General features: G+C 66.4%; 9 protein-coding genes and 1 pseudogene. 8 read left to right on the top strand and 2 right to left on the bottom strand.

Features of this window, described 5'->3' with window-relative positions; genetic code table 11:
* Positions 1-2 precede the first annotated feature (2 nt).
* From lysA to MUG94_RS12145, 8 genes and pseudogenes are all read left to right on the top strand, one after another.
* Entirely contained in the window at positions 3-1,463 is a 1,461-nt protein-coding gene (gene lysA / locus MUG94_RS12180; protein WP_227906294.1) for a diaminopimelate decarboxylase, read from the top strand.
* Between the two features lie 9 nt (positions 1,464-1,472).
* Entirely contained in the window at positions 1,473-2,771 is a 1,299-nt protein-coding gene (locus MUG94_RS12175; protein WP_227906293.1) for a homoserine dehydrogenase, read from the top strand.
* Positions 2,772-2,775: 4 nt separating this feature from the next.
* Positions 2,776-3,891 carry a threonine synthase gene (gene thrC / locus MUG94_RS12170; RefSeq protein WP_227906292.1) on the top strand — a complete coding sequence of 372 codons (1,116 nt, stop codon included), beginning with the start codon at positions 2,776-2,778 and terminating at the stop codon, positions 3,889-3,891.
* A 12-nt stretch (positions 3,892-3,903) separates the two neighbouring features.
* On the top strand, positions 3,904-4,896 hold the full coding sequence (gene thrB, locus MUG94_RS12165) for a homoserine kinase (RefSeq protein ID WP_227906291.1): 993 nt from the start codon (positions 3,904-3,906) through the stop codon (positions 4,894-4,896).
* 378 nt (positions 4,897-5,274) lie between these two features.
* Positions 5,275-7,506, top strand: coding sequence for a transcription termination factor Rho (gene rho / locus MUG94_RS12160; protein WP_227906290.1), 2,232 nt, complete (start codon positions 5,275-5,277; stop codon positions 7,504-7,506).
* Positions 7,507-7,724: 218 nt separating this feature from the next.
* Positions 7,725-8,804 (top strand): peptide chain release factor 1, encoded by a 1,080-nt coding sequence (gene prfA, locus MUG94_RS12155; RefSeq protein WP_227892005.1) that lies wholly within the window; start codon positions 7,725-7,727, stop codon positions 8,802-8,804.
* Positions 8,805-8,812: 8 nt separating this feature from the next.
* Positions 8,813-9,685, top strand: a complete 873-nt coding sequence (prmC, locus tag MUG94_RS12150; RefSeq protein WP_227906289.1) for a peptide chain release factor N(5)-glutamine methyltransferase — start codon at positions 8,813-8,815, stop codon at positions 9,683-9,685.
* A gap of 55 nt (positions 9,686-9,740) precedes the next feature.
* A pseudogene (locus MUG94_RS12145) lies at positions 9,741-10,400 on the top strand (L-threonylcarbamoyladenylate synthase); the annotation flags it as partial.
* A 41-nt stretch (positions 10,401-10,441) separates the two neighbouring features.
* Here MUG94_RS12145 and MUG94_RS12140 read toward each other — a convergent pair.
* On the bottom strand, positions 10,442-11,458 hold the full coding sequence (locus MUG94_RS12140; protein WP_227906288.1) for an NAD-dependent epimerase/dehydratase family protein: 1,017 nt from the start codon (positions 11,456-11,458) through the stop codon (positions 10,442-10,444).
* Positions 11,455-12,447, bottom strand: coding sequence for a glycosyltransferase (locus MUG94_RS12135; protein ID WP_227906287.1), 993 nt, complete (start codon positions 12,445-12,447; stop codon positions 11,455-11,457). Before MUG94_RS12135 ends, MUG94_RS12140 begins: the two co-directional genes overlap by 4 nt.
* Positions 12,448-12,463 lie beyond the last annotated feature (16 nt).

Raw genomic sequence — 12,463 nt, 5'->3', positions numbered from 1 at the left:
CCATGACTGTTTCCCCGCTCGCCCCCGAATGGCTCAGCCACCCGGCGGACGCCAATGCACTGCGCCCGCAAATGTGGGCGCGCGACGTCAGCCGCACAGCCAGCGGCGAACTGCAGGTGGCCGGTGTGTCCGTCGCCGAGTTGGCCGCGGAGTTCGGCACCCCGCTGTTCGTGGTTTCCGAAGCGGACTTCCGGGCCCGCGCCCGGGACTTCAAGGACTCCTTCGACGCGGCTTTTGCCGGCCTGTGCGGGGGAGTGGACGTCTACTATGCGGGCAAGGCTTTCCTCTGCACGGCCGTGGCCCGCTGGGTGCGTGAAGAGGGTCTGCGCTTGGACACCTGCTCCGGCGGCGAGCTGGCCGTGGCCCTTCGCGCCGGGATCCCGGGCGCCGAATTGGGCCTGCACGGAAACAACAAGTCAGACGCCGAGCTGACCCGGGCCCTGGACATGGGCTTGGGCCGGATTGTCGTGGACAGCATGGCCGAGCTGCACCGCCTGGATGCCCTCGCGGTGTCCCGCGGCGAACAGGCCAACGTGATGCTGCGACTGACCCCCGGAGTGCATGCGCACACGCATGAGTTCATTGCCACGGCCCATGAGGACCAGAAGTTCGGCCTCTCCATGGCTCCGGATCCGGCTGCCGGCGGCGTATCTCCGGCCGCTGCCGCCGTGGACGCCGCACTTCAGGCCAAAGGCATCCGCCTGCTGGGCCTGCACTGCCACATCGGCTCGCAGATCTTCGAGCCTGAAGGCTTCGAGCTGGCAGCCAAGCGCCTGCTCGGCTTCCTGGCGGACATCAAGGCTGCGCACGGCGTCGAACTGCCGGAGCTGGACCTCGGCGGCGGCTACGGCATTGCCTACACCGAAGCGGACACCCCGCGCCCGCCGGCTGAAATCGCGCAGGCGATGGCCGCCGTCGTCGGCTCCACCTGCACTGAGCTGGGACTGGCCGTGCCGCGGATCTCGATTGAGCCCGGACGCGCCATTGTTGGCCCCACCACCTTCACCCTCTACCGAGCCGGCACCGTCAAGACGGTCCGCGTGGACACGGCCGACGGCGGGACCGCCGAACGCCGCTACGTTTCAGTGGACGGCGGGATGAGCGACAACGCCCGCCCCGTGCTGTACGACGCCGACTACTCGGCCGTGCTTGCCTCCCGGACGTCCGAAGATGACGCCGTTATGTCACGCGTAGTTGGCAAACACTGCGAGAGCGGGGACATAGTGGTTCGGGACGTCTATCTTCCGGCGGACACCGGTGACGGTGATCTGCTGGCGGTTCCGGGAACGGGTGCGTACTGCTGGGCGCTGTCCAGCAACTACAACTACATTGCCCGTCCGCCCGTGGTTGCCGTGCTCGACGGCGCCGCACGGCTGATCATCCGCGGAGAGACCGAAGACGACCTGTTGGCCCGGGACGTTGACGCCGCAGGCGTCCGTTCGCCCGAATCGCTCAAGGAGTAGGCACGCACCATGAAGACCCTCAAAGTTGCCCTGTTGGGCTGCGGAAACGTTGGCTCCCAGGTTGCCCGGATCCTCATTGACGACGCCGAAGACCTGGCCTCGCGCACCGGTGCCCGGCTGGAACTGACCGGCATCGCCGTCCGCAATCCGGACGCGCCGCGCGACACGGACCTGCCGCGGAACCTGTTCACCACCGACGCCGAGAAGCTGGTGGAGGACGCGGACATCGTCATCGAACTGATGGGCGGCATGGAGCCTGCCCGCACGCTGATGCTGCACGCCATCGGCCACGGCGCCTCAGTGGTCACCGGCAACAAGGCCCTGCTGGCCGCCGACGGCGCCGCATTGTTCGAAAAGGCCGATGCCGCGGGTGTCCGGCTGGCCTATGAAGCCGCCGTCGCCGGTGCCATTCCCATCCTGCGGCCAATCCGCGACAGCCTCTCCGGTGACCGGATCACCAAGGTCATGGGCATCGTCAACGGCACCACCAACTACATCCTGGACGCCATGGACAGCACCGGCGCCCAGTTCGCCGACGCCCTGGCAGAAGCCCAGCGCCTCGGATATGCCGAGGCCGATCCCACCGCCGACGTCGAAGGCCATGACGCTGCGTCGAAGGGCGCCATCCTCGCCTCGCTGGCCTTCCACACCAACTTTGACCTGGCCAACGTCTCCTGCGAGGGCATCTCCTCCGTCACCGCCGATGACATTGCCGCGGCGAAGGACGCCGGATTCGTCATCAAGCTGCTCGCCATCGCGGAAAAACTGGACAACGACGGCGAACCCGGCGTCAGCGTCCGCGTGCACCCCACCCTGCTGCCGCGCACCCACCCGCTGGCCGCCGTACACGGCGCCTTCAACGCTGTGTTCGTGGAGGCCGAAAACGCCGGCGAGCTGATGTTCTACGGCCAGGGCGCCGGCGGCGCCCCCACCGCGTCAGCAGTGATGGGCGACGTCGTCTCCACCGCCCGCCGGCTGGTCCTGGGCGGACCGCTCGGCGCTGAAACGCCCACCGGCTCCGTTCCGGCCCTGCCGTTCGCCAAGGTCACCACCAGCTACAGCATCGGCCTGCAGGTCACTGATCAGCCGGGTGTCCTGGCCGCAGTGGCGCAGGTCTTCGCCGAACACGGGGTGTCCATCGAAACCATGCGCCAGACCATCCATGCTGACGGCACGGCATCGTCCGCCGAACTGCGGTTCGTCACGCACCGGGCATCCGAAGCTGCTCTGGCAGCCACCGTCGAGGCCATCAAGGGCCTGGACGTCATCAATTCAGTCACATCCGTCCTGCGGGTAGAAGGGGTCTAATACCGTGGCTCATCAATGGCGCGGCGTAATCCGCGAATACGCCGATCGTCTTCCCGTAACCGAGAGCACCGAGGTAATTACCCTCGGCGAGGGCGGCACTCCGCTGGTAAAGGCCAAGGCCCTCTCCGAACTGACCGGCAACGAGGTTTACCTCAAGGTCGAGGGAATGAACCCCACCGGTTCCTTTAAGGACCGCGGCATGACGATGGCCATGACGGCCGCCGTTGAATCCGGAGCCAAGGCAGTGGTTTGCGCCTCCACCGGCAACACCTCCGCCTCGGCCGCCGCATACGCCACGCAGGCCGGCATCACCTGCGCCGTCCTGGTTCCGGACGGCAAGATCTCCATGGGCAAGCTCAGCCAGGCCATTGCCCACGGCGCTGAACTGCTGCAGGTCAACGGCAACTTCGACAACTGCCTGGATGTGGCCCGCAAGCTCGCCGAGGCCTACCCGGTGTTCCTGGTGAACTCCGTAAACCCCGCCCGCATCGAAGGACAGAAGACCGCTGCCTTCGAAGTGGTGGACTACCTCGGCGATGCCCCCGATTACCACCTGCTGCCGGTGGGCAACGCCGGTAACATCACCGCGTACTGGAAGGGCTACCGGGAATACTCCGAGCCTTATACCAACATCGCCGGCGAGGAACTGGCGCCGGTGGCCACGAAGACTCCCGTGATGTGGGGCTTCCAGGCTGAGGGTGCATCACCGCTGGTAAAGGGTCATCCGGTGACGGACCCGGATACCATTGCCACCGCCATCCGCATTGGCAACCCCGCCTCCTGGGAGCAGGCCATCGCTGCCCGCGACGAGTCCGGCGGCCTGATTGAAGCCGTCACGGACACTGAAATCCTTGAGGCACACCGCTGGCTGTCCTCGCGTGAAGGCGTTTTCGTGGAACCGGCTTCCGCCGCCGGCGTGGCGGGGCTGCTCAAGAAGCACGCCGCCGGGGAAGCTCCCACGGGCAAGAAGATCGTCATCACGGTCACCGGCCACGGCCTGAAGGACCCGCAGTGGGCACTGCGCACGGTCGACGGTTCCGATGTGGAGCCCACCAAGGTGGACTTCGACGTCGTCTCCGTTGCCGCTGCGCTGGGCCTGGAAGCACAGGCTGAGGGTTAGGCGAACGTGCACGTGAGCGATTCCGCGGCCCTGCCCCGTTCCGCGGCCGAGGCTGCGGGCGGAGCCGTGGCCGCCGGCCAGGCTGTTACGGTCCGGGTGCCGGCCACCAGTGCCAATCTGGGTCCGGGCTTTGACAGCCTGGGAATGGCCGTCGGCTTGTATGACACCGTCCGGGTGCGCACTTCCGCCGAGCCGGGCACCACCGTGAAAATCAGCGGCGAAGGGGCGGCAACGCTGCCCACCGATGACACCCACCTGGTGGTGAAGACCATCCGTCAGACCGCAGAGTCTGTTGGGTTTTCGGTCCCGGGGCTGCACTTTGAGGCGGAGAACGTCATTCCCCACGGCCGCGGCCTGGGGTCTTCCGCGTCAGCCATCGTGTCCGGGGTGCTGGCGGGCAACGCCCTGCTGCCCGCGGAGCATCGTCTGGATGCTGCAGCACTGTTGGACCTCTGCTCGAGGTTGGAAGGACACCCGGACAACGTGGCCCCGGCACTGGCCGGAGGTCTGGCGATCTCCTGGGAGGAAGACGGTGCCTTCCGGTCCGCCAATGCGCCGGTGCACGCGGACATCATTCCCGTGGCTGCAGTTCCGGCCACTGAACTCTCCACGGAGAGCGCCCGCGGGTTGCTTCCCGCTGAGGTTCCGCATCCGGCCGCCGCTGCCAACTCGGGACGGGCTGCCCTGCTGATTCATGCCCTCGCTGCGGAACCCTCCCTGCTGCCGGCGGGAACAGTGGATTTCCTGCACCAGGATTACCGTGCTTCCGCCATGGAGCCCAGTGCCGCTCTCATGAGGCACCTGCGCAGCCACGGCATCGCTGCGGTCATCTCCGGTGCCGGCCCAACGGTCATGGCGCTGGCCAACGGCAACGACCAGGCGGACCAGGCCGAGCTGCTCATCGCCCAGCATCTTGCAGCCGCTGAAACTGCTCAATTCTGGCGTGTTTTGCGGCTGAGTGTTGATCGTGATGGTGCTAGAGTGGAAGAGCACCAGCGGTACTAACCGTCTTTGTGCTCCCGCATCCAGGCCGTCCGTACTTGGGCCGCCCTGAGTATTTGTTGAAAACTCGCTGTCAGCGGCATATTGTCCAAGCATCGTGTTTGAATACTCTTATTCAACTGCGGAAGCGCAATCCCCGGTGCAGCCTTCGGGTACTGCCAAGAAAAGGCCAGTTCCCTTGAATGCCGCATAGTTCGGCAGCAAAGCTGACCAAACTCCTGTGGATTTCTTTTCCAAGAGGCACCCAGTAGATTCGCCGTCGCCCGGCTTTAGCCGGAACCGGCGAACCCTGCCCCCCATGTCTGACCATAGGGGGACCAGGATCAAATCATCCGCGGCCGGCACTGCGCCGGACCGCCCGACGAGGGGGAAGGATCCTTCGTGACCGATACCACTGACCTGACAACAGGTGTGGACTCAGCTACCGCCGGAACCAACGGCGAAGCGACTTCAAAAAGCTCCGGACTGGCTGGCCTCAAGCTTGCTCAGCTTCAGGCGCTTGCCGGCCAGCTGGGTATTACCGGCGGATCCCGCATGCGGAAGGGAGATCTCGTAACGGCGATCTCCAACCACCAGCGTGGCGGCGCAGTCGCTGACCGTCCGGTGCGCGGAGCTAAGACCGAAGCCCCCAAGGCCGACGTTGCCACTGCAGGCTCCTCCGCTCCGGCTGCTGCCGAGGCACCGGCCGCCGAGCAGAGCGCTCCCGAGCGCCCGGCGCGGACCCGCAACCGCAACCGCCGCGCTGCCAGTGACGGTGTAGTCACTGCGCCTGCAGCCGAGGCACCCGCCCGGAACGCCGCTGAGCCCGCACACGCTGAGGCTCCGCGCGAGGAAAACTCCCGCGAGGAAACTCCGCGGGAAGAGCAGCCGCAGCGCGAGCGCAGCAACCGCCGCTCACGCAGCCGCCGTGCAGACAGCGAGGGCACCTCCGAGAACGGCCGTGCCGACAACGGCAAGGCCGACCAGACGAACGCCGACTCCGCGCCGGCGACCGCTTCCGACAACGGAACCGGCGCTTCGGCAAACGGCTCAGTCTCGGAGGACCGCCGCGAGAACAACCGCAGCGACAAGCGCGAGAACAACCGTGGCGACCGCGAGAACAACCGCAACGACCGCGACAACAACCGCGGTGACAGCCGCGAGAACAACCGCGACAATAACCGCAGCGACAACCGCGAAAATAACCGCGGCGACCGCGACAATAACCGCAGTGAGAGCCGCGAGAACAACCGCAACGAGCGCGAGAACAACCGTGGCGACCGCGACAACAACCGCAGCGACAGCCGCGACAACGACGGCGACGAGAACGGCCGCGGGCGTAACCGCCGCAACCGCAACCGCAACGATCGGAATGACCGCAACGATCGCAGCGACCGGAACGACCGTTTCCGCGACCGCAACGAGCGCCGCCGCAACCGGAACCAGAACCCGGACGTCGACGACGTCGAGGTCACTGAAGATGACGTCCTGCTGCCCGTAGCCGGCATCCTGGACGTCCTCGAGAACTACGCGTTTGTTCGCACCTCCGGTTACCTTCCGGGCCCGAACGATGTCTATGTTTCCCTCGCCCAGGTCAAGAAGTACAACCTGCGCAAGGGCGACGCCGTCGTCGGCGCCATCCGCGCCCCCCGCGAAGGTGAAAACCAGGGTGGAAACCAGCGCCAGAAGTTCAACGCACTGGTTCGTCTGACCTCCGTCAACGGCAAGCCTGCCGAGGACAACAAGGACCGCGTGGAATTCTCCAAGCTGGTTCCGCTGTACCCCTCCGAGCGCCTGCGCCTGGAGACCTCCGCAAAGGTGATCGGCCCGCGTGTGATTGACCTCGTGGCTCCGATCGGCAAGGGCCAGCGCGGCCTGATCGTCTCCCCGCCGAAGGCTGGTAAGACGCTGATCCTGCAGGCGATTGCCAACGCCATCACGATCAACAACCCCGAGGTCCACCTCATGATGGTCCTCGTGGACGAACGTCCCGAGGAAGTTACGGACATGCAGCGCACGGTCAAGGGTGAGGTCATTGCCTCCACCTTCGACCGCCCCGCCGATGACCACACCACGGTTGCTGAGCTCGCCATCGAGCGCGCCAAGCGCCTGGTGGAAATGGGGAACGACGTCGTCGTCCTCCTGGACTCCATGACCCGCCTGGGCCGTGCCTACAACCTGGCCGCTCCGGCGTCGGGCCGTATCCTTTCCGGTGGCGTGGACTCGTCCGCGCTGTACCCGCCCAAGCGTTTCTTCGGTGCTGCCCGCAACATCGAAAACGGCGGGTCACTGACCATCCTGGCCACGGCCCTGGTGGAAACCGGATCCAAGATGGACGAGGTTATCTTCGAGGAATTCAAGGGCACCGGCAACATGGAACTGCGCCTGTCCCGCAACCTCGCGGACAAGCGCATCTTCCCGGCCGTGGACGTCAACGCGTCCGGCACCCGCCGCGAAGAGAACCTGCTTTCCCCTGATGAAGTCAAGATCATGTGGAAGCTGCGCCGGGTCCTGTCCGGTCTGGACACCCAGCAGGCGCTGGAACTGCTCACCGGAAAGATCCGCGAGACGCAGTCCAACGTGGAGTTCCTGATGCAGGTCCAGCAGACCACCCTGGGCACCAAGGACAACTAGCTGCCTTACCAAGCCGCTCATATTCCGGCCTCCGCCTTCGCGGACGGGCCGGAGTCTGGGCGGCTTGGCAGTTAACGCACGGTTCCGGAACACAGGCACAGGTCCGGAGCCGAGCACGGATAAACTGCTGGTGGGCAGTCGAAAAATCTCCGCCGTGAAATTGCCATGGAGCCGGTCGGTTTGGGCCGGCTCCAACCATCGAAAGAGGAACGTAAAAGATGTTTGAGTCCATACAGGGTCTGTTGGATGAGCACGCAGAGCTGCAGCTGCGGCTTTCCGATCCCGCAGTGCATGCGGATCAGGGCCTGGCCCGGCGGCTCGGGCGGCGTTACGCCGAGCTCAGCCGCATCGTGGACGCCTACAACAAGTGGCACGCCCTCGAAGACGACCTCGCAGCAGCCTCCGAAATGGCAGACGAAGATCCGGAATTCGCCGCCGAGGTGCCGGTCCTGAAGGAACAGCTGGATGAGGCACAGGAGACCCTGCGCCGCCTGCTGATCCCGCGTGACCCCAACGACGGCCGCGACGTCATCATCGAGGTCAAGGGCGGTGAAGGCGGCGACGAAGCAGCACTGTTCGCCGGTGACCTGCTGCGCATGTACACCCGCTACGCCGAGCACCGCGGCTGGCGGACCGAGATCATCTCCGCCACCGAGTCCGACCTGGGCGGCTACAAGGACGTTTCGATGGCCATCAAGGGCAACTCCAACGACCCGGCCGAGGGTGTTTACGCCCGCCTGAAGTACGAGGGCGGCGTGCACCGCGTGCAGCGCGTACCCGTGACCGAGTCCCAGGGCCGCATCCACACCTCGGCCGCCGGCGTGCTGGTGCTGCCCGAAGTGGACGAGCCCGAAGAAGTCGAGATCAGCCAGAACGACCTGAAGATCGACGTCTACCGTTCCTCCGGCCCCGGTGGCCAGTCGGTGAACACCACCGACTCCGCCGTGCGCATCACCCACCTGCCCACGGGCATTGTGGTGGCGATGCAGAATGAGAAATCCCAGCTGCAGAACCGGGAAGCGGCCATGCGTGTGCTGCGCTCCCGCATCCTGGCCCACGAGCAGGAGAAGATCGACGCCGCGAACTCCGACATCCGCAAGTCGCAGATCCGCACCATGGACCGTTCCGAGCGCATCCGCACGTACAACTACCCGGAGAACCGGATTGTGGACCACCGCACCGGCTACAAGGCCTACAACCTGGACACCGTCCTGAACGGCGAGCTGGAGGCCGTTGTGCAGGCCGCCATCGAAATGGATGAACAGGCCCGCCTGGACGCCATTGGTGACGAGAACTAAGTAAGCCGATGGAATCCACCACCCTGGCGGCGGCCTTGCGTGAAGCCGCCGCTACGCTGGCCGCCGCAGGGGTGCCGACTCCGGCCGTGGACGCCGAGCTGCTGGCTGCCCATCTGCTGGGGGAGTCCCGCGGCCGGGTGAAGGCGCTGGCCTTCACCGATGCACCGGTTCCGTCCGGCTATGCCGAGCTGGTGGCCGAGCGCGCCTCCCGCGTGCCGCTGCAGCACCTGACCGGTTCCGCGTCTTTCCGCTACCTCGAGCTGAAGGTGGGGCCCGGGGTCTTCGTGCCCCGGCCCGAGACTGAGACGGTCGCGCAGCTGGCCATCGACCACGCGCGGGACGTGCTCGCCGCCGGGAAGTCTCCGGTCAAGGCAGTGGACCTGGGCACCGGTTCCGGTGCCATCGCCGCCTCGCTGGCCTCCGAGGTTCCGGAGGCCGACGTCTGCGCCGTCGAACTCAGCCCGTTGGCCCTGGCCTGGGCGCGCCGGAACCTCGAGCCGTTGGGAGTGCGTTTGGTTCACGACGACCTGCGGACCGCCCTGGCTGAGGAGAATGGAACCTTTGACGTGGTGGTTTCCAACCCGCCGTACGTACCGGCGGATGCCGTTCCCAATGAACCGGAAGCCGCGGAGCATGATCCGGCCATGGCGTTGTACGGAGGCGGCCGGGACGGGCTTGAACTCCCGCTGGCCGCTGCTGCCACCGCCGCCCGATTGCTGCTGCCGAACGGTTACTTTGTGATGGAACACGCCGAGGTGCAGGCCGAGAGGATTGCTGCCCTGCTGTCGGCGGAAGCCTGCTGGCGCAATGTTGCCACGCACACTGACCTCAACGGCCGTCCGCGGGCCACGTCTGCAGTGCGGACATCATCCCCGGCCTGATCCACAGACCCGCTTATATCAACAGATTCAATGATTCGAAGGAACAAGGACACAAGTGACTACCACTTACGACTGCACTGATCCGCAGAGCCGAAGCGAAGGCCTGGCCAAAGCCCAGCAGGCCGTGGCTGCAAAGCAGTGCGTGGTCCTGCCCACCGACACCGTCTACGGCATTGGCGCGGATGCCTTTTCTCCCCAGGCCGTGGCCACCCTGCTTGCGTCCAAGGGCCGGGGCCGGTCCATGCCGCCGCCCGTGCTGATTCCCCGGATGCAGACGATGGACGGATTGGCAGTGGACGTGTCCGACGACGCGCGTGCCCTGGCTACGGCTTTTTGGCCCGGCGGGCTGACGTTGATTTTCCATTCGCAGCCGTCGTTGACCTGGGACCTGGGTGACACGATGGGCACCGTTGCGCTGCGCATGCCCGATGACAAGATTGCGCTGGAACTGCTTAACCTCACGGGGCCGCTGGCGGTCTCGTCGGCTAACCGCACCGGCAACCCGGCGGCACAGACCGCCGCGCAGGCCCGCGAGCAGCTGGCCGAGTCGGTGGAGGTTTACCTCGAGGCGGGGCCCCGGCCGGAACACGGCGAGCCGGGTGTGCCGTCCACCATCGTCGATGCCACGTCCGACACCCTGCGGGTGGTCCGGCTGGGCGCGATCAGCCTGGAGCGGCTGCAGGAAGTCGTGCCGGGAGTCCAGGGACCCTCGGAGGACGCAGCCTAGGCTGTCCCTTCCCGCTCGGGCAGGATATGTTAGCGGTCCGCCGGTTCCCGAACCTGGACTGAGCGGAGGACTTCCCGGACCCGGGGGTCGGGGACGTTGCCGGTGGCCTCGGCCCACCCGGGAACCTGCCGCTGCCCGAACCACATCATTTCGAGGCGGCGCAGCGGACCGTGCAGCCGTTCGCCCGCGAGGGCGGAAATCCGATAACCGCCCCAGAGAGCGCTGCGGCACAGCCATTCCGGCAGCCGCAGCGGCTTCCGGCCGCCCGCCGCTTCCAGCACTCCGGCCACGGTGGACCGCTCCCACGGCTGCAGGACGACGGCGGGAACGCTGCCCGTGTGCAGGCCCACCGTGCGGATGAACTGGACAAGGGAATCCACGGAGCTGACGGGAGAAGGCGCCGCGCCTTCTCCCGCGACCGAGGCCAGGGGAGAGGCAGCCAAGCGGGCAAGGTTGACAGTGGTGGGCCGATGCGGTCCCTGGACAGAGGTGGCACGGATGGTCACCACACTGCAGGCGCCGGTCCGTCGTTCCGCGAGCACCCGTTCACCCAGTGCCTTGGACCGGGAATAGGCGGAAAACGGCTGCACATAGCTGGTTTCGTCCAGGAACGGACGGTGCCCCTGGACAGCGGCACTGCTTAGGTGGACAAAGCGCGCGACGCCGGCGGCATCGGCGGCATCGGCAACAACCAGCGGCAGCAGCGCGTTGGCGCCGCGGAGTGCGGGCGAGTCAGTGCCGCCCGGGGTGGCCAGGCCTGCGGCGTTGACGACCACCTCGGCGCCGGCAAACGCGGCCGCAAGTTCCGCCCGCACAGCAGTCAGCGCGGCGGCTTCCCCGAACAGGCCCGCCGTATCGGAGGCGGTTGATTCCAGCCGGGGAGCGGGAACGGCGCGCACCTCAATCCCCGCTTCCCGAAGGGACCCGCACACCGCGCTGCCGATGAAACCGGAGGAACCAAGCACCGCCCACACGGCCGACGGCGACCGCTCACCCGGGTTGGAGCTCTGGTTCTTGGGATCCTGCGCAGAAATGGAGTGCGTCAAACCTGGTGCTTTCGATCGGGGGATGGAGCCGCCTCTAGCGGCGGCATGGGCTGCCATGATCCATCGTGCAGGATTGACCGGCTTTCGCGCCAACCGCGCCACAGGCTGGGTATCCCGGCGACCCGGTGCTCCACCGCCAGCAGCCGCAGGATCTCCTTGCCGGCCGTCAGCAGTGTCCCCAGGGCAAACCCAAAGCGGTTGTACCGGCCGTGCGCCCGCAGGTACTGGCCGGTGTGGCCGCGGTTGCGCATGGAATAGAAGCGGCTGAGATCACTCGAGTCGTTCAGGTGCCGGATGCCCAGATCGATGTGCTTCTGCGGGCGGACCTTCTGCAGCACAAAGTCATTGACATACACCACGTCCGTCAGGCGGGAGGCAAGCCAGCCGTAAATCTCGTCGTCGCCGTTGATGAAGTACCGCTCGTCGGGAAGACCGATTCGGCGCACCAGCTCAGCGGAAATCAACATGCCTTCAAAGCAGCCCACGTTCGTTTCGAAAGCCGCGGTGTCGCGGAAGACATTGCCCCGGATCGGAATGTGGATGCCGAGGAACGGCAGGAAACGGTGCTGCCAGAAAAACGGCTTGCCAGCCTCGTCCAGACGCCTGCCGTGGATGCACTCGTACGTTCCGGTCCACTTGCCAAGCGCTGTCACGGCCCCCGGAAGGACCACGACGTCGTCGTCCATCAGCCACAGCCATGACGCGCCTGCGCTGAGGGCCCGCTCCACACCTGCCGCAAATCCGCCGGCGCCGCCGGCGTTGACGGGCAGCCGCACGTTCACCAGCGGAACGGCTAGCCGGGAGGCAGCGGCGGTGATGACGTCCTGGGTGTCATCGGTGCTGGCATTGTCCACCACCACAATCCGCTCCGGCGCGGGGTCCAGTGCAACCACGGAATCCAACAATCCGCGCAGGTAGCCGGAACGGTTGAACGTGGCGATAACCAGCGTCATTTCGCCGGTGGCGGAGGGCATATCGGGGGAGGGCATGTCGGCACCTGCCATG

This window comes from Arthrobacter gengyunqii (genome assembly GCF_023022985.1).
In the GTDB taxonomy this organism is placed as follows: domain Bacteria; phylum Actinomycetota; class Actinomycetes; order Actinomycetales; family Micrococcaceae; genus Arthrobacter_B; species Arthrobacter_B gengyunqii.
This window is presented reverse-complemented; position numbering and strand designations above follow the sequence as displayed.

Bases quoted from the DNA above. Each gene is read 5' to 3' on its own strand.
- lysA (WP_227906294.1), top strand. From the start codon at position 3: ATGACTGTTTCCCCGCTCGCCCCCGAATGGCTCAGCCACCCGGCGGAC.
- MUG94_RS12175 (WP_227906293.1), top strand. From the start codon at position 1,473: ATGAAGACCCTCAAAGTTGCCCTGTTGGGCTGCGGAAACGTTGGCTCC.
- prfA (WP_227892005.1), top strand. From the start codon at position 7,725: ATGTTTGAGTCCATACAGGGTCTGTTGGATGAGCACGCAGAGCTGCAG.
- prmC (WP_227906289.1), top strand. From the start codon at position 8,813: ATGGAATCCACCACCCTGGCGGCGGCCTTGCGTGAAGCCGCCGCTACG.
- MUG94_RS12135 (WP_227906287.1), bottom strand. From the start codon at position 12,447: ATGCCCTCCCCCGATATGCCCTCCGCCACCGGCGAAATGACGCTGGTT.